This is a genomic window from Streptomyces triticagri (assembly GCF_003429565.1).
Lineage (GTDB): Bacteria > Actinomycetota > Actinomycetes > Streptomycetales > Streptomycetaceae > Streptomyces > Streptomyces triticagri.
Genome location: NZ_QUAK01000027.1, coordinates 20861 through 42380 on the forward strand (window position 1 = coordinate 20861; position 21520 = coordinate 42380).

17 protein-coding genes are annotated in these 21520 nt (G+C 70.8%); 7 read left to right on the forward strand and 10 right to left on the reverse strand.

Annotated elements, in window-relative coordinates:
• Positions 1-40 precede the first annotated feature (40 nt).
• The 5 genes from DY218_RS06080 to DY218_RS06100 all read left to right on the forward strand — a co-directional run bounded on the left by DY218_RS06080 (position 41) and on the right by DY218_RS06100 (position 7386).
• A complete protein-coding gene (locus tag DY218_RS06080) occupies positions 41-1117 on the forward strand; it encodes a Dyp-type peroxidase (protein WP_233521393.1) in 1077 nt (358 codons plus the stop codon).
• Complete coding sequence (locus DY218_RS06085; RefSeq protein WP_128554871.1) at positions 1114-1911, forward strand: family 1 encapsulin nanocompartment shell protein; 798 nt, start codon at positions 1114-1116, stop codon at positions 1909-1911. Before DY218_RS06080 ends, DY218_RS06085 begins: the two co-directional genes overlap by 4 nt.
• 108 nt (positions 1912-2019) lie before the next feature.
• Positions 2020-3432 carry an FAD-dependent oxidoreductase gene (locus DY218_RS06090; RefSeq protein ID WP_128554942.1) on the forward strand — a complete coding sequence of 471 codons (1413 nt, stop codon included), beginning with the start codon at positions 2020-2022 and terminating at the stop codon, positions 3430-3432.
• A gap of 151 nt (positions 3433-3583) precedes the next feature.
• Positions 3584-6478, forward strand: coding sequence for an acid phosphatase (locus DY218_RS06095; RefSeq protein WP_233521394.1), 2895 nt, complete (start codon positions 3584-3586; stop codon positions 6476-6478).
• 122 nt (positions 6479-6600) lie between these two features.
• Positions 6601-7386, forward strand: a complete 786-nt coding sequence (locus DY218_RS06100; RefSeq protein WP_128554873.1) for a thioesterase family protein — start codon at positions 6601-6603, stop codon at positions 7384-7386.
• Position 7387: 1 nt separating this feature from the next.
• Here DY218_RS06100 and DY218_RS06105 read toward each other — a convergent pair whose 3' ends face one another.
• The 5 genes from DY218_RS06105 to DY218_RS06125 all read right to left on the reverse strand — a co-directional run bounded on the left by DY218_RS06105 (position 7388) and on the right by DY218_RS06125 (position 13456).
• The gene (locus tag DY218_RS06105) at positions 7388-8485 is read right to left on the reverse strand and encodes a PLP-dependent cysteine synthase family protein (RefSeq protein ID WP_128554874.1); all 1098 of its coding nucleotides are present in this window, start codon (positions 8483-8485) and stop codon (positions 7388-7390) included.
• Positions 8486-8575: 90 nt separating this feature from the next.
• Positions 8576-10033, reverse strand: a complete 1458-nt coding sequence (locus DY218_RS06110) for a GH1 family beta-glucosidase (protein WP_128554875.1) — start codon at positions 10031-10033, stop codon at positions 8576-8578.
• Positions 10034-10085: 52 nt separating this feature from the next.
• Positions 10086-11012 carry a carbohydrate ABC transporter permease gene (locus DY218_RS06115; RefSeq protein ID WP_128554876.1) on the reverse strand — a complete coding sequence of 309 codons (927 nt, stop codon included), beginning with the start codon at positions 11010-11012 and terminating at the stop codon, positions 10086-10088.
• 17 nt (positions 11013-11029) lie between these two features.
• Entirely contained in the window at positions 11030-12028 is a 999-nt protein-coding gene (locus tag DY218_RS06120) for a carbohydrate ABC transporter permease (protein ID WP_128554877.1), read from the reverse strand.
• 96 nt (positions 12029-12124) lie between these two features.
• A complete protein-coding gene (locus tag DY218_RS06125; RefSeq protein ID WP_128554878.1) occupies positions 12125-13456 on the reverse strand; it encodes an ABC transporter substrate-binding protein in 1332 nt (443 codons plus the stop codon).
• A 310-nt stretch (positions 13457-13766) separates the two neighbouring features.
• Between DY218_RS06125 and DY218_RS06130 the strand changes: the two genes are divergently transcribed.
• A complete protein-coding gene (locus DY218_RS06130; RefSeq protein WP_128554879.1) occupies positions 13767-14804 on the forward strand; it encodes a LacI family DNA-binding transcriptional regulator in 1038 nt (345 codons plus the stop codon).
• Positions 14805-14885: 81 nt separating this feature from the next.
• Here DY218_RS06130 and DY218_RS06135 read toward each other — a convergent pair whose 3' ends face one another.
• Positions 14886-15833, reverse strand: a complete 948-nt coding sequence (locus DY218_RS06135; RefSeq protein WP_128554880.1) for an alpha/beta fold hydrolase — start codon at positions 15831-15833, stop codon at positions 14886-14888.
• A 120-nt stretch (positions 15834-15953) separates the two neighbouring features.
• Between DY218_RS06135 and DY218_RS06140 the strand changes: the two genes are divergently transcribed.
• Positions 15954-16601, forward strand: coding sequence for a TetR/AcrR family transcriptional regulator (locus DY218_RS06140; protein WP_128554881.1), 648 nt, complete (start codon positions 15954-15956; stop codon positions 16599-16601).
• 168 nt (positions 16602-16769) lie between these two features.
• Here DY218_RS06140 and DY218_RS06145 read toward each other — a convergent pair whose 3' ends face one another.
• The 4 genes from DY218_RS06145 to DY218_RS06160 all read right to left on the reverse strand — a co-directional run bounded on the left by DY218_RS06145 (position 16770) and on the right by DY218_RS06160 (position 21417).
• Positions 16770-18218 (reverse strand): glyceraldehyde-3-phosphate dehydrogenase, encoded by a 1449-nt coding sequence (locus DY218_RS06145; RefSeq protein WP_128554882.1) that lies wholly within the window; start codon positions 18216-18218, stop codon positions 16770-16772.
• A 132-nt stretch (positions 18219-18350) separates the two neighbouring features.
• Positions 18351-18998, reverse strand: a complete 648-nt coding sequence (locus DY218_RS06150; protein WP_128554883.1) for a LutC/YkgG family protein — start codon at positions 18996-18998, stop codon at positions 18351-18353.
• Complete coding sequence (locus DY218_RS06155) at positions 18995-20653, reverse strand: LutB/LldF family L-lactate oxidation iron-sulfur protein (protein ID WP_128554884.1); 1659 nt, start codon at positions 20651-20653, stop codon at positions 18995-18997. Before DY218_RS06155 ends, DY218_RS06150 begins: the two co-directional genes overlap by 4 nt.
• Positions 20650-21417, reverse strand: a complete 768-nt coding sequence (locus tag DY218_RS06160; RefSeq protein ID WP_128554885.1) for a (Fe-S)-binding protein — start codon at positions 21415-21417, stop codon at positions 20650-20652. The genes DY218_RS06155 and DY218_RS06160 overlap by 4 nt, the downstream gene beginning before the upstream one ends.
• Between the last annotated feature and the right edge of the window lie 103 nt (positions 21418-21520).

Here is a 21520-nt window from a genome sequence, read left to right on the forward strand (position 1 = left end):
CAGCCCTGAACGACAGCCAGCACACGGGAGGCCGAGGCAAGTGCCCGAACCCCGACCCGCCCCCGAGCCACAGCCCGTACTCGAACCCCCCGCGCGCGCCGCGGTGTTCCTCGTCGTCACCGTGCGCCACGGGGCGGAACAGCAGGTCCGTGACGTCCTCGAGAACCTGCCGGGCCTGCAGCGCTCGGTGGCGTTCCGGGCACCCGAGGACCGGCTCAGCGGCGTCACGGGCATCGGCTCCGAGGCCTGGGACCGGCTGTACGGCGGGCCGAGGCCCGCCGAGCTGCATCCGTTCCGCGAGCTGAACGGCGCCCGGCACCGTGCCGTCGCCACCCCCGGCGACCTGCTCTTCCACATCCGGGCCCGGCGCATGGACCTCTGCTTCGAACTGGCCCGCCAACTGCTGACCCAGCTCGGCGACGCGGTCACGGTCGTCGACGAGACACACGGATTCAAGTACTTCGACGAACGCGATCTGCTCGGCTTCGTCGACGGCAGCGAGAACCCGACCGGCGAGGCGGCCGGCACGGCGGTCCTGATCGGCCCGGACGAGGACCCGGACTTCACCGGCGGCAGCTATGTCGTCGTCCAGAAGTACCTGCACGACATGGCCGCCTGGGAGGCGCTGCCGACCGACGAGCAGGAGCGCGTCATCGGCCGCAGCAAGAGCACCAACATCGAGATGCCGGACGACGTCAAACCCGCCGACTCGCACGTCGCGCTCAACACGGTCACCGACGCCGACGGCGAGGAACAGAAGATCGTCCGCGACAACATGCCGTTCGGGACCATCGGCCGCGGTGAGTTCGGCACGTACTTCATCGGGTACGCGCGCACCCCGAGCGTCATCGAGCAGATGCTGCAGAACATGTTCCTCGGCGAACCCCCGTCCGTCACCCACGATCGCATCCTCGACTTCTCGACCGCCGTCACCGGGAACCTCTTCTTCGTGCCCCCGGCCGGATTCTTCGACGACCAGCCGGATCCGCCGGACCAGCCGGGTGCCGCCGCCGCGGAACAGGCCGACGTCGCCGTCGCACCGGCCGCGGCCGCCACGGAGCCGGCCACCCATGGATCGCTCGGCATCGGCAGCCTCAAAGGAGCAAGCAGCCCATGAACAATCTGCACCGGGACCTCGCCCCCATCAGCGCCGCCGCCTGGGCCGAGATCGAGGAGGAGGCCGGCCGCACCTTCCGGCGCAACATCGCGGGCCGTCGCATCGTGGACGTCACCGGCCCGGAAGGACCGGAGCTCGCCGCTGTCGGCACCGGCCATCTCACCGAGATCGCCTCACCCGCAAAAGGCGTACGCGCCCGGCTGCGCAAGGCCATGCCGGTCACCGAACTCCGGGTGCCGTTCACCGTCTCGCGGGACGCCGTGGACGACGTGGAGCGCGGCTCGGGGGACTCCGACTGGCAGCCGGTGAAGGACGCGGCCCGCAGCATCGCCTTCGCCGAGGACCGGATCGTCTTCGACGGGTACCGCGAGGCGGGCATCGACGGCGTACGCGACCGGTCGTCCAACCCGGTGCTCACGCTGCCCTCCGACGTCCGCGAGTACCCCAACACGGTGAGCCAGGCGCTGACTTCGCTGCGGCTCGCCGGTGTCGACGGCCCGTACTCGCTCCTGCTCGGCGCCGAGGCGTACACGGCGGTCAGTGAGACCTCGGACCACGGCTATCCGGTGGCGCAGCACCTCACCAGGCTCCTGGACGGCGAGCTGATCTGGGCGCCGGCGCTCGCCGGGGGAGTGGTGCTGTCCGGTCGCGGCGGCGACTACGAACTGCGCCTGGGCCAGGACCTGTCCATCGGCTACACGGGCCATGACGGCAGGGAGGTGGAGCTGTACCTGCAGGAGACCCTCACTTTCCTGATGCTCTCCGACGAGGCGGTCGTCACGCTGAACACCTGACGTCAGGGCACCCGGCAGTCCTTGGAATACTGGAGCGCGTCGGACCGGATCCGCCGGACCGGACGGACCAGTGCGAGCAGGACTTCGGGGAGGCAGACGTTGGCAGCCGTGGTGTCGGAGGTCGGTGGAGGCGTCCAGTCGCGGGAACGGCACGCGGTCGTCGTCGGCGGAAGCATCGCGGGGCTGCTCGCCGCGCGAGTGCTCGCCGACCACGCGGAGCGCGTCACCGTCGTGGAGCGCGACCGGCCGTCCGAGGCGGACAGCAGACGCTCCGGAGCCCCGCAGTCCCGGCACACCCATGTGCTCCTCGAGGGCGGGCAGAGCGCCCTCGAGGCCGTACTGCCGGGATTCATGGCCGAGTTGCGGGCGGCCGGCGCACCCCGGGTCGGCATGCCCGAGCACATGGTGCAGTGGCAGAACGGCGGCTGGTACCGGCGCACAGCCGCCACCACCCATCTGCACACGGGCACCCGCGCCCAGCTCGAACGCCTGGTACGGCAGCGGGTGTTGGAGCATTCCGCGATCGACGCCGTGCAGGGCACCGAGGTGGTCGGGCTTGTCGGTGACGCCGACCGGGTGCGCGGCGTGCAGTTGCGCGGACGCGACGAGGGCCCGCGGGCCGAACCCCGCACCCTCCGCGCGGACTTGGTGGTGGACGCCACCGGCCGGGGCACGAAGGCCGGGCGCTGGCTCACCGGGATCGGCGCCGAACCGCCGCACGAGGAGATCATCGACAGCGGTCTCGCCTACGCCACCCGCGTCTACCGCGACACCGAGTCCAGGCTCGGCACCACTGCCCTCGGCTACTACATGGTGCCCAACCCGCGCCAGACGCTCGGCGCCGTGGTGCTGCCCATCGAGGACGGCACGTATCTCGCCACCCTCTCCGGCCTGCGCGGCGACGAACCACCCACCGACGGCGAGGACTTCGAGGCGTACGCGAAACGCCTCCCGCACCCGATCGTGTACGACTGGATGCGCGCATCCGAGCCGCTCTCGCCGGTCGTCGGCTTCCGCCGCACCGCGAACGTCCGCCGCCGCTACGACCTGCCCGGCCGCCGCCCCGCCGGATTCCTGGCGACCGGCGACGCCCTGTGCACCTTCAACCCGATCTACGGGCAGGGCATGACCGTCGCCGCGCAGAACGCCGTCGCGCTGCGCGAGGCGCTCACCGATCCGCGCCGCACACCCGGCACCCGCCGGGTGCAGCGGGCACTGCTCGACTCGTCCCGGCTCGCCTGGGACATCTCCGCCGGTGCGGACAAGCAGATGCCGGGCGTGTGGGGCAATGCGCTCGGCACGCCCGCCGCCGCGCGCCCGGCCGGCTGGTATCTGGCGCGTGTGCAGCAGCGTGCCGGCACCGACCCCGTGATCGGCAGGGCGTTCCGGGCCGTGCTCGGCCTGAACGCACCGGTCACCGCGCTGTTCGCGCCCGAGGTGGCCCGCCGCGTCCTGTTCACTCCCGTACGGCCGGGCGCGGACCGGCCGCCGCTGGAGTCGGAGGCTGCCGGCGGCAGTTGATCCGGCGGGGCGGCGCCGAACCATTGACATGTCCCCTCACCGCGCTGCAGGCTCATCCTCGCTGACAACGTTGTCCAGATGGTCCCGAGAGAAGAGGCGGCTCGTGCGGGTCTTCGGAAGACATGGACGTGGCAGGGGAGCCGGGGCGGTCGTGGCCGCCCTCGTGGCGGGGACACTCGGGGCGGGCACCGGCCCGGCGGGAGCGGCGGACGCGGCCGCCGCGGCGGACAACTCGCCTCCGGCGGCGGGCCATTGGTCCACATCCTTCGAGCCCGGCACACCGCGGCCCGCCGGATTCCCCGCCGTCGGCGCCGCGCGCAACCTCCGCGGCGAGACCACCCGGGTCACCACCACGGTCAGTGACATCCGATCCGACCACCCGAACGACACGAGTACCTCCGAAGGCGTGCCGAGCCTCGCCGACCAGGATCCCGGCACCAAGTGGTACGCCAAGGACAGCGGCCGGCCCACCGCCGACGCGCCCGTGCACGCCACCTACACGCTCCGCAACTCCGCGGCCGTCACCGGCTATTCGCTCACGGCGGCCGACGACGCCGCGCCCCGCGACCCCGCCGCATGGACCGTCCTCGGCAGCAACAGCGACTCCGCCGCGAAGAACCCGGACGACGCCTCGTGGAAGGTCCTCGACCGGCGGAAGGAGCAGCGGTTCGACAGGCGCGGCCAGACCGGCTTCTACTCGATCGGAGCGCCGCGGGCGTACCGCCACTACCAGCTCCGGATCACCGACAACTGCGCCGACCGGTGCGAGGGTTCGGCCGACGACAGCGAGAAGCTGCAGCTCGCCGACTGGACCCTGCGCAGTTCGGCGGGCTCCGGCGCCTCGGCCCTCGGCGTCTCGGTCGAGAACGCCGACGCGGCGGGCGCGGCCGACGGATCGGCGGCCCTGCGCTACTCCGGGCGCGTCCTGGGCTCAGGGGCCGCCTCCTCCACGGTGGTGCTGCGCTCCGGCCTCGACGTCCCGATCGGGGAGAAGGCCGAGCTCCGCTACCGCATCCGTCCGCAGGACGCGGCCTCCGAGCCGGTGGCCCTCGACGTCGTGCACACCGACAAGGACGGCCAGCACCCCCGTACCCGCAAGGGCGAGCCCGGCGACGGGGCGCCCGAACCGGGCGAGTGGACCACCGTCTCCGCAGGCCTCGGCGACCTCGCGGGCCGGCGGGTCAGCGAGATCCGGCTCCGGTACGCGGACGGGCACGCCAAGTCCGGTGCCACACCCACCGGTTGGATCGACGACATCGTCCTCGGCAAGGCCGCCCTCGACGGCTCGGCCGCCTGGAGCTATCTCGACGCCCCCGACGTCGACCCGGCGCGCGGTGACGAGGACCGCACGGCCTGGACCCGGCCCGGCTTCGACGACGGTGACGTGCCGTGGAAGGAGGCCACCGGACCGTTCGGCGCGAAGAACGACGGCACGGACCTCGGCGACGGCTTCCCCGTCGAGACAGAGCTGAAGCTGCGCAAGGAGTCCGGGGACAACCTGGAGGCGTACTTCTTCCGGACCTCCTTCTCCCTCGACCGGGCCACGCTCGACTCGATGACCGGACTGCTCGGCACGGTCGTCCACGACGACAGCGTCACCGTCTACGCGAACGGCCACCGCATCGCCGGCCGCGGAGACGGACAGATCGAGAAGAACCTCCAGTACCAGAAGCCCGACGGCGGCGACGGCGAGGGCGATCCGGCCACCACCCGCTTCGGCGTCCCGGCGGCGGCGCTCAAGGAGGGCAGCAACACCCTGGCCGTCGAGGTCCACCAGAGCAACAGCACCAGTTCCGATGCCTACTTCGGGCTCGGCGAACTCGCCCAGACCACCGGAACCCTGCCCTTCACCGGCGACGAGCTCGACACCTCGTACGACTCGGACAAGCGTCCCGACGCGCCCGACGGCGGCGACTACGTCACCTGGATGCTGCGGTCCTTCGACGCGGCCCGGAACACACCCTCCCTGATGGGCGCCAACGAGGTGCTGCCGGAGGGCACTTCGTACGAGGACCTCACCGCCGTCAACGACCGGACCGTCGTCGACATCAACAACGCGCCCTCGGGGCCCGCCGATCCCAAGGTCCACAAGGCCCTGATCGACGGCGCGAGCAGCCCCTACCGGTCCATGTCCGACGGCCTGGGCAGCACCCTCGGGCGGCTCTACGACCAGGCCCTGAAGAACGGCGAACTGCCCAAAACGCAGGCGCTGTTGGACGGCCGGATCGAGAAGACCCCGGACTCGGACGCCGACTGGTACCAGGAGGCGAAGAACAACTACCAGTACAAGCGCCCGTTCGTCCGTATGGGATTCTCCGGCGAGAAGGGCCTCATCGAGCCGTGGGACAGCCGCGGCGGCTACGACGGCCTGGCCGGTGACGGCTCCTTCCCCAGCGGACACACCAGCCACGGCTACGCCCAGGGCATCACCCTCGCCACCCTGCTCCCGGAGCTCGCGCCGCAGATCCTCGCCCGCGCCTCGGAGTACGGCGACAACCGGGTGGTCCTGGCCTTCCACTACCCGACCGACATCATGGGCGGCCGGATCGTCGGCGCCAAGACGGCCCAACTGCGCTGGTCCGACCCGGAGTTCCGCGAGCTGCTCAGCCGGGCGCGGGACGAACTGACGACCGTGCTCGGCCAGAAGTGCCGGGAGATCGGGGCGGGCTCGACGCCGGCCGAGTGCGCCGATCACGGAAAGCCGTACCTGCCGACCGACCAGGCCCTGAAGGTGTACCGGGAGCGGATGTCCTACGGCTATCCGCACATCGGCGAGGAGGGCAGAGCGCCGTCCGTGCCGGCCGGGGCCGAGGACCTGCTGCGCACGGCGCACCCCAAGCTCACCGGCGCCGAGCGGCGCGCGGTGCTCGCCGCCACCCAGACCGACTCCGGCGCGCCCCTGGACGAACAGGGCGAGGGCGGCAGTTGGCAGCGCACCGACCTGGCGGCGGCGATGACCGCGAAGGTCACCGCGCACGAGGACGGCACGCTGACGGTCGACGGGGTGCGGGTCGACGCCGAGGGAGTACGGGTCGCGGAGAAGTGATCGCGCGGGGCCGGGCGCGTGCGTCCGGCCCGCGCTCGCCGGTGGGCGCCGTGCCGGACCCCGAGCACGGTCCCTAGAGTGCTCTCGGCAGCAGATCACCAGGTCGAGAGGTACGCACTCCAGTGGACACCGGCAGCTACTACGAGCCCGTCGACGAGCACCGCTACAAGCCCACCGCGCACGTCGGTGGCGCCTGGGACATCGCCGAGCAGCACTTCAGCCCGCTCGGCGGCCTGGTCGTGCACGCCATCGACCGGCATCTCGCGGGCCGGCCCGGCAGCGGTCTGCTGCTGTCCCGGATCAGCTTCGACATCCTGGGGCGCCTCGCACTCGACGAGTGCGAGATCCGGGTGGAGACGGTCCGCCCGGGGCGCACCATCGAACTCCTCGAAGCCGTCGTACGGATCGCCGGCCGCCCAGTGGTGCGGGCCCGCGCCTGGCTGCTCGCCGCCGGTGACACCACCGGCGTGGCGGGCGGCGCGGGCGAACGCCTCACCCCGCCCGACGACCTCGACCGGTGGGCCCTGGAGGAGCTGTGGCCCGGCGGCTACATCGCCTCCCTGGACATCCGCCCGGTCGCACCGCCACGGCCGGGCCGTACGACGGCGTGGGTGAGGACCGGCCTGGATCTGGTCGCGGGACAGCCGAGCAGCCCGCTCGCCTCGTACGTGACCCTGATCGACACCGCGAACGGCATCGCCACCCGGCAGCCGCCCACCGAGTGGATGTATCCCAATGTCGACCTCACCGCGCACTTCCATCGGCAGCCCACCGGGCCCTGGACGGGCCTCGACACGACGGTCGCCTTCGGCCCCACCGGTCAGGGCCTGACCAGCAGCGTCCTGCACGACGTGGACGGTCCGGTCGGCCGGGCCGAACAGATCCTCACCGTACGTCCCCAGCCATGAGCTAAGTGGCGTCGGTCAGCCGGACGCCGGTCTCGGTGAAGCGGCGCAGCGCTCGCGAGGGACCCGGGAGGTCGAGGCCGCGATCGGCCGTCCACGCGTCGGCGTAGTACGTGTCGTGGTACGCCTCGCCGCCGTCGCCGATCAGCGCGACGACCGGGCCGCCGGTGCCGTACCGGCGCATCCGGTCGAGCAGCTGGCAGGCGCCCCACAGACAGCTGCCGGTGGACGGGCCGGCCAACACACCGGTGACGGCGTGCAGATGGCGCATCGCGGCGATACTCGCCGCGTCCGGCACGGGGATCACCAGATCGACCAGGTCCGGGTCGAAGGCCGGCTCCATCCGGGGCCGCCCGATGCCTTCGATCCGGGACGGCATCCCGGTGCCGTAGTCCCGGCAGCCGGACGCCCAGCCGGGAAAGTACGCCGAGTTCTCCGGATCGACCACCGCGAGCCGGGTGTCCGCGCCGCGCCGCCGCAGGGCGCGGCCCACCGCGGCCGAGGTGGCGCCGCTGCCCACACCGACCACGATCCACGCCGGATCCGGCTCACCGGCCCGTTCCACATCGCGCAGGATCTCCTCGCCGAGACCGTTCGGGGAGGTGAAGTCCACCGCCCCGCCCACGTGCCGGAGATGGTCGAGGTAGTGGCCGCCGTGCGCCCGGGCGAGCTCGGCGGCCCGCTCGTACACCGCGAGCGGCGGGTCGACGGGATGCACGCGGCCGCCCCTCGACTCGATCCTGCGGCGCTTCGCCGGACCCGTCCGCCCGGGTACGACGGCCGTGTACTCCAGGCCGAGCAGCCGGGCGAAGTGCGCCTGGGAGACTGCCATGTTGCCGCTGGTGGCCTCGTACAGCGGAGTGCCCTCGTCGATGCGGCCGCGGCGCAGGGCGTCGATGAACAGGTCCCGTGCCGGTCCGTGCTTGAGGCTGCCGGTGGGGCGCCGCGACTCGTCCTTGAAGTAGAGCGCGGCACCGGGCGGGCCCGCCAGGGGGAACGGGTGCAGCGGGGTCGGCCGGTCGGCCGCCCGGTCGGCGAGCAGCCGGTCCACCGCCCGGCGCGCCCAGGCGCTCGGACGTTTGTCCCCGTTGTCGTGCGGCACGCGCTGATGCTCCGTTCCCCGAGGCGCCCACTGCTGCGTCGTCCCAGCTTGCACCGGGTGGCGGGAGGTGGCCAGGGCGGCGCCCGTACTTCACTGCCGGCCTGCCGGCGGCAGCACTCCCGTCCGGGCCACCTCCGCGTACCAGCGGGCACTGGCCTTCGGGGTCCGGGTGCCGGTCGGATAGTCCACGTACACCGCGCCGAAGCGCTTGCTGTAGCCGTGCGCCCATTCGAAATTGTCGAGCAGCGACCACAGGAAGTAGCCCCGTACGTCCGCACCGTCCTGCACGGCCTGGTGGACCGCGGCGAGATGATCGCGTACATAGGCGATCCTGGCGGGGTCGTTGACCGCGCCCGAGGGGTCCGCGTAGTCGTCGAACGCCGCGCCGTTCTCGGTGATGACCAGGGGCAGCCGGGGGAAGTCCGCGGCGAGCCGGAGCAGCAGGTCGTAGAGGCCGGTGGCGTCCACCGCCCAGCCCATCGCGGTGCGTTCGCCCGGCGGCTGGTGGAAGGCGACGTGCTCGGCCGCGGGCCAGGGGCTGTGCGCGCTGGCGCCGTGGCCGTCCGAGCCGTGTCCCGCCCGGTCCGGGTCGTGCGACACCACGGTCGGCGTGTAGTAGTTCACCCCGAGGAAGTCCAGCGGCTGCCGGATCTGTTCCAGGTCCCCGTCCCGTACGAAGGACCAGTCGGTCAGCGCCGCGGTGTCCGTGACGAGGTCGTCCGGGTAGGTGCCGCGCAGCATCGGGCCGGTGAAGACGCGGTTGGCGAGCGCATCGATGCGGCGGGTCGCATCGAGGTCGGGCGCGCTGTCGGTGAGCGGCCTGACCTGGTGGATGTTGAGGGTGACCGAGCATCGGGCGTCGGGGCGCAGCCGCTCGCGCAGGGCTTGGACGGCGAGTCCGTGGGCCAGATTGAGGTGGTGGGCGGCGCGCAGCGCGGCCGCCGGATCCGTGCGGCCCGGCGCGTGCACCCCGGAGCCGTAGCCCAGAAAGGCGCTGCACCAGGGCTCGTTGAGGGTGGTCCAGGTGTACACGCGGTCGCCGAGCGCATCCGCGGCGAAGCCCGCGTACTCGGCGAAGCGCTCGGCCGTGTCCCGCTCGGGCCAGCCGCCCGCGTCCTCCAACTCCTGCGGCAGGTCCCAGTGGTAGAGGGTCGCGACCGGTTCGATGCCCTTGTCGAGGAGCTCGTCGACGAGACGGCGGTAGAAGTCGAGGCCCTTCTGCACCGCGGGGCCGCGTCCGGTGGGCTGGATCCGCGGCCAGGCGAGCGAGAACCGGTAGGCGCCCACGCCGAGTTCGGCCATCAGGGCGACGTCCTCGCGCCAGCGGTGGTAATGGTCGGTGGCCCGGTCGCCGGTGTCGCCGTTGCGCACCCGGCCGGGCGTGCGGGCGTAGGTGTCCCAGATGGACGGGGTGCGCCCGTCCTCCGTGACGGCGCCCTCGATCTGGTACGAGGCTGTCGCGGTGCCCCACAGGAAGTGCTCGGGGAAGGTGCGAGGAGCGTCCCCGGTGTGCGCGGCGGACGGACGCCGATGTGCTGCGATGGTCACGAAAGTCCTCTCGGATAAGGGTGGTTGGGGGATCAGCGGGAAGCTGCGGCGGTCAGCCCTTGACCGCGCCCTGCATGATCCCGCTGACGATCTGCCGGCCGAAGACGATGAACATCGCGAGCAGCGGCAGCGTGCCGAGCAGCGCACCGGCCATGATCAGCGACTGGTCGCGGATGTATCCGGCACTGAGCTGGGTGAGGGCCACCGGCACGGTCGGATTGGTCATGTCGAGCACCACGAACGGCCAGAAGAAGTCGTTCCAGGCGTGCACGAACGTGATCATGAAGAGCACGGCCATCGGCGGCCGCGCGATCGGCAGCACGATGGACCAGAAGATCCGCAGCGAGTGCGCCCCGTCCACCCGGCCCGCCTCGACCAGCTCGTCAGGCAGCGCCTCCGACAGGTACTGCCGCATGAAGAACACACCGACCGCGCTCACCAGGGTGGGGAAGATGACCGCGGGCAGCTGCTGCTGCCAGCCGAGCTCGGACATCATCATGAACAGCGGTACGACCCCGAGCTGCGGCGGCACCATCATGGTCGCGATCACCAGCATCAGCAGGAAGTTGCGGCCCCTGAACCGCAGTTTGGCGAAGGCGAATCCGGCCAGCGTCGCGAACAGCACCGTCGACAGGGCGATCACCCCGGCCACGATCAGGCTGTTCGCCATCGCCTTGCCCATGGCGGCCTCGTCCCAGGCGCGGGCCAGATTGCTGAAGAGATTCGGGCCCGGCAGGAACGGCGGCGGGGACTGGCTGACCCGGGTGTTGTCGGTCGAGGCCGCGACCATCGTCCAGTACAGCGGGAAGATCGACACGATCGCCGCGATCGCGAGCAGGGTGTACGCGAGCGGGCCGGCGTGGTGCTGGCGCCCGGCGCGCTGACGGAAGAGCGGGCGCCGGCCACGGGCCGGCGGCGCTTCTTCGGGGGGCCGGGCGGCCGGAGCGTCCGTCCGGACCCGGAGACTCTGTGTGGTCATGGTGACGTGACTCCTGGTCAGGACGTACGGGCGCGCAGCCGCTTGATCAGGCGCTGCGCCAGGAAGGCGAGGACGAGCAGCAGGAACATCGCCCAGGCGACGGTCGCCGAGCGGCCCATCTGGTAGTTCTTCCAGCCCTCTTCGTAGAGCAGCAGGCCGAGCGTCTGGTACTGGTTGTCGGCGCCGCCGGTGACGCCGTTCGGGCCCTGGCCGAAGATCAGCGGCTCACCGAAGAGCTGGGTCGCGCCGATCGTGGAGAGCACGATGGTGAAGACGATCGTCGAGCGGATGCCCGGCACGGTGACCTGGGTGAACTGCTTCCAGCGGGAGGCGCCGTCGATGGCCGCGGCCTCGTACCGGTCGGCCGGGATGGCCTGCATGGCGGCCAGATAGAGCAGCGCGTTGTAGCCGGTCCAGCGCCAGATCACGATGGTCGAGATGGCGATCTGGGCGGGCCATTTGTCGGCCTCCCAGTTCACCGGGTCGATGCCGACCGTGCCGAGCGCCCAGTTGATCATTCCGAAGTCGCGCTCGAAGAGCATGGTGAAGACCAGGGCCGCGGCACCCACCGAGGTGGCGTACGGCACGAGCGAGGCGACACGGAAGAACAGCGAGGCGCGCATCCGGTAGTTGAGCAGATGCGCGAGGCCGAGGGCCATGAGCAGCTGCGGCACGGTGGAGATGACGCCGATGGTGACGGTGTTGCCGAGTGCGTTCCAGAAGCGTTCGTCGCTCCAGAGTGCGATGTAGTTGTCGAGCGCCACCCACTCCATGAAGTCGAGGGTGGACAGCTCGACCCGGTGCAGCGATATCCAGGACGTGTAGATCAGCGGATAGAAGCTGAAGGCGGCGAAGACGATGAAGAACGGCGCGACGAACGCGTAGGGCACGCCCTTGACGTCGAGCCGGTGCAGCAGCGCGCTGCGCCGCCGGCCCGCCCGGCCGTCGTCGCCGGACTCGGGTGGCGGGCCCGAACTTCCGGTGCCCGCCTGGGCGTTGGGGGTGGAGGTGGCCACCGCACGGATTCCTTCCGTCGAGCGGGGTGGTGGGGCCGGGCCCGGGTCCGCCCGCGCGAGAGGCGGGCCCGGGTCGGCATGAAGGGTGGCGGCGTGTCAGCCCACGGCCTTGTCGATGCGCTCGGCGGTGGTCTCCCACGCCTTCTTGCGCGCCGTGCCCTGCTGTTCGATCAGCGTCAGACCCTGCGAGAAGGTGTCCTTGATCGTGCCGTCCTTGCGGCCGAGCACCTGCTTGTCCGGGATCTCCTTGGCGGCGTCACCGAAGATCCGGCCGATCGGTGCGTCGCTGAAGTACTCGGAGGTGACCTTCTTGACCTCGGGGCTGTCCAGGGCCGTCTTCGAGGACGGCACACTGCCCTGCTTCTCGAAGATGTGCGCCTGCTGCTCCGGCGCGGTGAGCCAGGCGACCAGCTTCTTGGCCTCCTCCTTCACCGGGCTGTTCTCCACCACACCCAGGAAGGAACCGCCCCAGTTGGCACCCTGCGGGGCCTTCGCGACATCCCATTTGCCGGTGTTCTTCTCGCCCGCCTTCTCGCTGATGTGGCCGAGCATCCAGGCCGGGCAGACGGCGGTGGCGAAGGTGCCGTTCGCGAGACCGGGGTCCCAACCCGGCTGGAACTGGCGGAGCTTGGCCGTCAGACCGTCCTCGGCGGCGTCCGCAGCCAGGTTCCAGGCCTGCTTCACGGCCGGGTTCCTGTCGTAGATCAACTCGCCCTTCTCGTCGTAGAACTGCTGCTCGTGCCCGTAGACCATGGCGTTGAACAGGCCGCTGGACGCATCCATGTACGCGACCTTCCCGGCGCCCTTGTCGCCCTTGCCCTTGAAGTCCTTCTTGAAGGTGCGGCCGACCTCCACGTACTTCTTCCAGTCGCCCGCCCACAGCTCGGCGACCTTCTCGCGGTCGGTGGGCAGCCCTGCCTGCTCGAAGTAGTCCTTGCGGTAGCAGACCGCCATCGGGCCGATGTCCGTGCCGAGGCCGAGCACCTTGCCGTCCCCGGTGGTGATCTGGGACTGCTTCCAGGGCAGGAAGTGGTCGGTGTTCTTCACGTCCTTGAAGTCGGCGAACTTCGCGGCCTGGGTGTCGGTCATCTCCTTGGCGCGCAGGATCTCGATGCCCTGGATGTCCTTGAGGCCCTTGCCGCCGGCCAGGCGGGTCTGCAGCGCGGTGTAGTACGTCTGCTCGTCGCCGGCTATCTCGGCCTTGATGTCGACCTCGGGGTTCTCCTTCTCGTACTGCTCGATCAGGCCCGTCTCCTCGAAGCCCATCACACCGAACAGGCCCATGGTGATGGTGACTTTGCCGTCCTTCTTCCCGCCGCCCGTCGAGGCGCTGTCGGAGCCCCCGCAGCCGACGACGAGCGCGAGGGCGCCCACGGCCGCGACGACCGCCGACGCTCTGGTGCGCAACGACCTTTGAACAGGTGCCATATCTGTGGTTCCTCCCAGCGACGGCGCTGACGCACCGGAGTGACGCGGTCTCGAGGGCGTTGGGAACGTTCCCAACGCGAGGTGGGAACGTTCCCACCGGCGATGGGAAGACTCGTGCCAACTCATGTGCTGTGTCAATCACTTGAACGCGACTTCTTGCGGCGGCGGCCGTTCCGCATTCGTCCCGGCCGCCCACGGGGCTGCTGGGACCGGCGGCACGTCTGCCATGATTGCCGCTGGTCACGTCACACACGCGTCCCCGGCCGCAGCGGCGGGCACGGGGCGTGGCGGTAGCCAGGGGGAGGAGCACATGGCTGGGAACGGCCGTCCTACGATCAAGACAGTCGCGGCCCGCGCGGGGGTGGGCCGGACGACGGTCTCGCGCGTCATCAACGGCTCGGAGCTGGTGAGCTCGGACGCCCGCGACCGGGTCCTCGCGGCCATCGAGGAGCTGCAGTACGTCCCGAACTCGGTGGCCCGCGGCCTGGTCACCAACCGCACCAACGCGGTGGCCCTGGTCATCCCCGAGTCGGAGAGCCGGCTCGGCTCCGAGCCCTTCTTCGCCGCGTTGATCCGCGGAGTGAGCGGCGCACTCGCCGCGACCGGCACCCAGCTCCAACTCATGCTGGTACGGGACCAGTCGGAGCGCGACCAGCTCACCGCATCCCTGCAGACCCGCCGGGTCGACGGCGTCCTGCTGGTCTCCGTCCACGCACACGACCGGCTGCCGGGGCAGCTCGACGAGATGGGCCTGCCCACGGTCCTCGCCGGGCGGCGCGACGCGCAGGAACACCTCGGCTACGTCGACTCGGACAACTCGGGCGGCGCGACCCAGGCCGTCGGTCACCTCCTCGAGCGGGGCAGGCGCCGCATCGCCACGATCACCGGCGCGCTCGACATGGACGTCGGCTGCAGCCGCCTGGCCGGCTGGCGCACCGCGCACCGCGCGGCGGGCGTACCGGCCGACGAATCCCTGATCGAGGCCGGCGACTTCACCGAGGAGGGCGGCCAACAGGCGATGCGTTCGCTTCTTGAACGCTCACCGGACCTGGACGCGGTCTTCGCCGCATCCGACCTGATGGCGGTGGGCGCCCTCGCCGAACTGCGCCGCCAGGGCCGCGGCGTCCCCTCGGACGTCGCGGTGGTCGGCTTCGAGGACTCCGTCCTGGCCCGCCACACCAACCCACCCCTGACCACGGTCCGCCAGCCGGTCGAGGAACTGGGCCGCACGATGGCGCGGATCCTCCTCCAGGAGATTTCCGCCCGCACCGCGTCCCCGGCCACGGAGCCGGCCTCACATCAACAACTCACGCTGCCGACGGAGCTGGTCGTACGCGAGTCGACATAGCGCTTGTCGCATCCCGGGCACCGACGGCCGCCCGGACAAGCGGATGACTGAGCGGCGTGATCCCGGCCATCGAGAGCATTATCACCAGGCGGAGGGGGAGGCCTCGTGTGTCGGTGATGAGTCGATCGTGGTCATGAAGTCGAGTATGCGGCGGTTGATCACTTCTGCGTGGTCGATCTGCGGGCCGTGGCCGGTGCCGGAGATGATCTCGGCGCGGGCGCCCGGTACCAGGCGGGGTACGCGCTCCGCTTGCCGGTGTGGGTGCAGCAGGAGGCTCCGCTTGCCGAGTACCAGGTACAACGGTGTGCGCACGGTGGACAGTTCGTCGTCGGACAGCGGCCGGGGCGCCGGGCGGCGGATCCGGTAGGCGCGGACCGCGGTCCTGGTCATCGTGCGCAACTCCGGTACGACGAGGGCCGGTTGCTCCAGCCAGGCCGCCAGGCGCGGGCGCAGGGGCTTCGGTGCGAACGTCGCGAAGAGGCTGACGAAGAGCCAGACGAAGAAGCGGGGACCCACCTTCTCCAGGCCGCCGGGATCGAGGAGCGTGACCGAGGCGAGGCGGTGCGAGCTGCGGTGGGCCTGGTTCAGGGCCAGCCAGCCGCCGTAGGACGACCCCACGAGGTGGACTCGGTCGAGAGCGAGCTCGGCGAGCGCCTCGTCGAGCCACTGGGCGGCGTGTTCGGGCCGGTGCAGGGCGGCGGTGTGGACGCTGCGGCCCGGGTCGCCAGGGGTGTCCAGGGCGTAGACGGGGCGATCGGCGCTGAGGTCGGGGGTGTTCGGGTACCACATGGCGGAGCAGGAGCCCGCTCCGTGGATCAGTACGACGGGGGTGCGGGACGCGGCCGCCGAGTCGGTGGGGCCGTAGCGGTACACGTGCGTGGCCCCGAAGGAGGTCTCCACGTCGCGTTCCTCGAGTGCTGGTGCGCCCAAGGCGTGGACCGCGTCGCAGGCGGCGAAGTAGCGCTCACGCCAGGCGTCGCTCACATAGCGGCCGACCTCGGCCTGTGGACGGGCAGGGGTCTTGGGCATGGTCAACTCCGAAGCGGGTCGATTTCGTGGTACGAACGTACCATGATGATGGTACGGCTGTACCATCCAGGTGGCCGACGGGGGCCGTACCAGCGACGACGGAGAGTGGAGGGGCAGTCGGTGCCGAAGCGAGTGGATCACGGGGAACGGCGTGGCGAGATCGCCGAGGCGCTCGTCCGGGTGGCCGGACGGCGCGGGCTGCATGCCGTGGGGATGCGTGATGTGGCTGCCGAGGCAGGGGTGTCACTGCGCCTGGTGCAGTACTACTTCGAGACGAAGGAGAAGCTGCTGCTCTTCGGTCTCGAGTATCTGGCGGAGAGGTTCGGGGAGCGGGTCGCCGCCCGCGTCCGCGCCGCCGGACCGAGTCCGGGGCCGCGTGCGACGGTCGAGGCGCTGCTGATGGCGGCGCTGCCGGTCGACGAGGAGAGCCGCACGTTCCACCTCCTCTACACCTCGTACGCCGTCCTGTCCGTGCACGACCGAACCCTGGCGGCCCAGCCCTTCATCAGGAATCCCGACGCCGCCGAAGAGGTCGTGAGCGAACTGCTCCGGCGGGCGCACGAGTCGGATCGGCTCGCATCCGGCCTGGATCCGCGGTTGGAGGCGGCCGGTCTGCTGGCCATGTCCGCGGGGCTCGGCACCAGCATCCTCGTCGGCCAGCGCACTCCGGAGTCGGCGGCCGAGGTACTCACCCATCACCTGGACCGGATCTTCGGCGCCCGCGACGGCGATACGTGTGCGCACGACACGTCTGCGCACGACGCCTGACCGTGCGCCTCGGGCTCGCCGTCCACCGCTGCCCGCGAACGCGTGTGGGTGCGCGAGGCGGACCTCGCGCACCCACTCACCGTCGTTCGTCCCGAACTCGCCGATCAGCGATCCGAACTCGCCGATGTGCACGACGGACCGGCGGTCGACGGGCAGTCACTCGGGCGGTCAGACCGCCGGCGAAGGGAACGTCGGGTACTCGACGCCCGAGACGTGCTGGACGACTCGGATGACCTGGCAGGAGTAGCCGAACTCGTTGTCGTACCAGAGGTAGAGGATGGCGTTGTCGCCGTCGACCTTGGTCGGGCCCGCGTCGATGATCGAGGCGTGCCGGGAGCCGATGAAGTCGCTGGAGACGGCGTCCGGGGCGGTGGTGAAGTCGATCTGGCGCTTCAGGGGAGAGGTGAGGGAGACCTCGCGGAGGTGCTCGAGGACCTCGTCGCGGGTGGTCTCGCGGCCGAGCTGCAGGCTCAGGATGGCGATGGAGACGTCCGGGACGGGGACGCGGATCGAGCTGCCGGTGATGGTCGCGTTCAGGTCCGGCAGTGCCTTCGCGACGGCCGAGGCGGCGCCGGTCTCGGTGATGACCATGTTGAGCGGCGCGGAGCGGCCGCGGCGGTCGGCCTTGTGGTAATTGTCCAGCAGGTTCTGGTCGTTGGTGAACGAGTGGATGGTCTCCACATGGCCGCGCTCGACGCCGTACTCGTCCGCCATCGCCTTCAGCGGCGGCACGATCGCGTTGGTGGTGCAGGAGGCGCAGGAGATGATCTGCTCGTCCGGCTTGATCATGTCGTGGTTCACGCCGTGCACGATGTTCGGCACGTCGCCCTTGCCGGGAGCCGTCAGGACGACCTTGTCGACGCCGGGGCGCAGGTGCTGGGAGAGGCCCTCGCGGTCGCGCCAGCGGCCGGTGTTGTCGATGAGGATGGCGTCCTTGATGCCGTACGCCGTGTAGTCGACCTCCGAGGGGTCGTCGGCGTAGATCATCTGGATCTCGTTGCCGTTCGCGACGATCCGGCCGTGCTCCTCGTCGACCGTGATCGTGCCCTGGAACTGGCCGTGGATCGAGTCGCGGCGCAGCAGCGAGGCGCGCTTGATGATGTCCTGGGCGCCGCCCTTGCGGACGACGATGGCGCGCAGGCGCAGGCCGTTGCCCGAGCCGGCCTTCTCGATCAGCAGGCGGGCGAGCAGACGGCCGATGCGACCGAAGCCGTAGAGGACGACGTCCCGGCCCTCGCCGCGGCACTCGATCTTGTTCGCACCGGTGGCGCCCGCGACCGCCTCGGCGGTGAACGCCTCGACGGACAGGCCGCGGTCGTCGCTGCGGTGCAGCGCGGCGAGCATGCCGATGTCGATCTGGGACGGGCCGAGGTCGAGCGTCGTCAGGGCCTGCAGAAACGGCAGCGTCTCGGTGACCGACAACTCCTCGCCGGCGATCTGCCGGGCGAAGCGGTGGGTCTTGAGGATGCTGACGACCGACTTGTTCACCAGGGAACGGCTGTGCAGGAGGACGGTGACGTCCTGCTCGCGGTGCAGCTTCCCGATGATCGGGATCATCGACTCCGCGATCTCCTCGCGGTGCTTCCAGTTGGTGAACGAGTCCTCGTTGACAGTCACAGTCGGCCTTCATCTTTCGAGCTGGAGGGTGCTCATATGCTAACCCGCTCGAACTTCTGATCGTTCAGGGGTCTGCTGCAGGGGTCTGCTCCAGGTGTCTGCGCGGGCTGGGGGGGCGAGCGGCCGGACTGGTCACGCGTCCGTGCGGATCACCACGTCCAGGGTGCGCGGCCCGTGCACGCCCTCCACCCGCTCCAGTTCGATGTCGGAGGTGGCCGACGGGCCGCTGATCAAGGTCGTCGGACGTTCCGGTACGAGACGGGCCAGCGCCTCCGGCACTCCCACCTCGACCGAGGAGAGGTCGACCACACAGACATGCAGATCGGGTACCAGGGACAGGGCGCGGCGGCCCTGGTCGGGCGACCCGTCGAGGAAGATCGTGCCGGTCTCGGCGCAGGCCACCGCCGAGGCTGTGACCACCCCGTCCAGGGCGTCGAGCCGCGGAGCCGGTACGTCCGCGGAGTCCACCTGCACCGTGCCGCCGTCGAACGCGGCCAGCCAGGAACGATCGAGCCCGGCCGGCACCCCGACCGTGCGCACCCTGCGCTCGGCGAGCACCCCGGCGATCGTCTCGGCCGTGGTGTCCGCCGTGCACGGGTGCACCTGCGCCTTGTAGTCGACGAGCCGGTCGGTGAGCAGCTCGAGGCGCTGCTTGTCGGGCAGCGTGCGGCTGGTGCGGTAGCTCCGGTCCACCGTGGTGTCCGGCTTCGGGGCGAGGGTGAGCGCGTCCCGGATCCGGCCGAGGACCGCCTCGCGCGCACTGCCAGGGGTGACTGTCATCGCTGCTCCTCCTCGGAGTCGGAGCCGGAGCCGGAGTCGGGGCGGGAGCCGGGGCCGGAGTCGGCGTCGGTTCCGGAGTCGGCGGAGTGGGTGCCAGGGCCGTGATCGGCGCTCTCGCGGGACGTGCCCGGGCCACCGTCCGGAACCCCTTCCTCCGCGGCCCGCCGCAGCTCCGCCGCCCCCTCCGCGGAAGCGAGCCAGGAACGGAACGTCTGCTTCGGCGGCGCCGGAGTGTCCCGGCTCCCGCTCCAGCCGCTGAACGGCGGCGGCAGATGGGAGATCTTCCGGTCACGCCCGGCAACCACCCGCCCCAGAGCGGCCGTTCGCTGCGCGCTCGTGTAGAGCTTCGGCCGGGACATCACCGCTCCCGCCGCCTTCATGGCCAGCTTCTCCGCGCTCCGGCCCGACTCCTCCGTGTGCTGATGGCGCAGCTCGACAAGGAGCGACGGGATGTCGATCTTCACGGGGCAGGCGTCGAAGCAGGCCCCGCAGAGGCTGGAGGCGTACGGCAGCGAGCTGTTGGGGTCGTCCTTCGCCTCGTGCATACCGGCCAGCTGCGGAGTGAGCACGGCGCCGATGGGACCCGGGTACGTCGACCCGTACGCATGCCCGCCGGCCCGCTCGTACACCGGGCAGACGTTCAGACAGGCCGAGCAGCGGATGCAGTTGAGGGCCTCGCGGCCGACCGAGTCGGCGAGCGCGGCGGTGCGGCCGTTGTCGAGCAGCACCAGATGGAAGTCCTGCGGTCCGTCGCCCGGCGTGACCCCGGTCCACAGCGAGGTGTACGGGTTCATCCGCTCGCCGGTCGAGGAGCGGGGGAGCAGCTGGAAGAAGACCTCGAGGTCGCTGTAGCGCGGCAGCACCTTCTCGATGCCCATGACGGTGATCAGGGTGTCGGGCAGGGTGAGGCACATCCGCCCGTTGCCCTCCGACTCGACGACCGAGAGCGTGCCGGTCTCGGCGATGCCGAAGTTGGCGCCGGAGACCGCGACCTTGGTGGTCATGAACTTCTCGCGCAGATAGGCGCGGGCCGCCGCGGCCAGATGCGCCGGCACGGAGTCCAGGCCCGGGTCGACGCCGGGGATGCCCTTGAGGAAGATCTGCCGGATCTCGTCGCGGTTGCGGTGGATCGCCGGGACCAGGATGTGCGAGGGCTTGTCGTGCGCCAACTGCACGATCAGCTCGGCCAGATCGGTCTCGTGGGCCTTGATGCCCCGCTCCTCCAGATGTTCGTTGAGCCCGATCTCCTGGGTGGCCATCGACTTGACCTTGATGACCTCCCGACTGCCGGTGGCCTCCACCAGGCGGGTCACGATCGCGTTGGCCTCCACCGCGTCCCGCGCCCAGTGCACGGTGCCGCCGGCCGCGGTGACCTTCTCCTCCAGCTGTTCGAGGAGTTCCGGCAGCCGGTTCATGGTGTCGGTCTTGATCGCGGAGCCCGCTGCCCTGAGCTCCTCCCAGTCGGGCAACTCCCCGGTCACGGCGAGGCGTTTGGCGCGGATCGTGTGGGTGGCCTTGTGCAGATTGCCGCGCAGCTGCGCATTCTGCAGATCGGTGTGGGCGGCCTCGGGGAACTTCTTGTCGCCGCGCAGATTGCCCTCGCCGTACGGGGCGCGGGGCGGCGCGGCGGGCATGCCGAGGAATGTACTGCTCATCGTGCGGCCTCCGTCAGGGCGTACGGCGAAGTGCGGGTCGCGGCCAGGATCTGGGCCAGGTGCAGGGTGCGGGTGCCCGACTTGATACGGGACAGGCCGCCGCCGATGTGCATCAGACAGGACGAGTCGCCGGCCGTGCAGACCGCGGCCCTGGTGTCCTGCACGGCCGCGATCTTGTCCTGCAGCATGGCGGTCGAGGTGTCGGCGTTCTTCACGGCGAAGGTGCCGCCGAAGCCGCAGCAGGAGTCGGCCTCCGGCAGTTCGACGAGATCGATCCCGTCCACGGCCCGCAGCAGCCGCAGCGGTTTGTCGCCGACCCGCAGCATGCGCAGCGAGTGGCAGGTCGGGTGGTACGTGACGCGGTGCGGGAAGTACGCCCCGACGTCGACCGTGCCGAGCACGTCGACGAGCAGCTCGGACAGCTCGTACGTCTTGGCCTTCACCCCGGCCACACCGGACCGCAGGGCCTTGTCCCCGTACCGCTCGGCGACGATCTCGTGCTGATGGCGGACCGATCCGGCGCAGGAGCCCGAGGGCATCACGACCGCGTCGATGGAGGGATCGCCGAACTGCTCGGCGAAGTTCCGCACCAGCGGCACGGGTTCGCGCTGGTACCCCGTGTTCACATGCATCTGCCCGCAGCAGGTCTGCTCCGGCGGGAACACCAGCTCATGGCCGAGCCGGCTCAGTACGAGGGCGGTCGCCTTGACCGCGTCGGGGAAGAGGGTGTCTCCCAGGCACGTGGCGAAGAGTCCGATACGCATGGGGGACCTCCATGATCCAGTGGCTCCGGGCGGCACTCGGTGGATTTACGGTCCGACCATACTAGCGTCGTGCCGAGCTGGACCAGAGGTGTGCCGCGAGTGT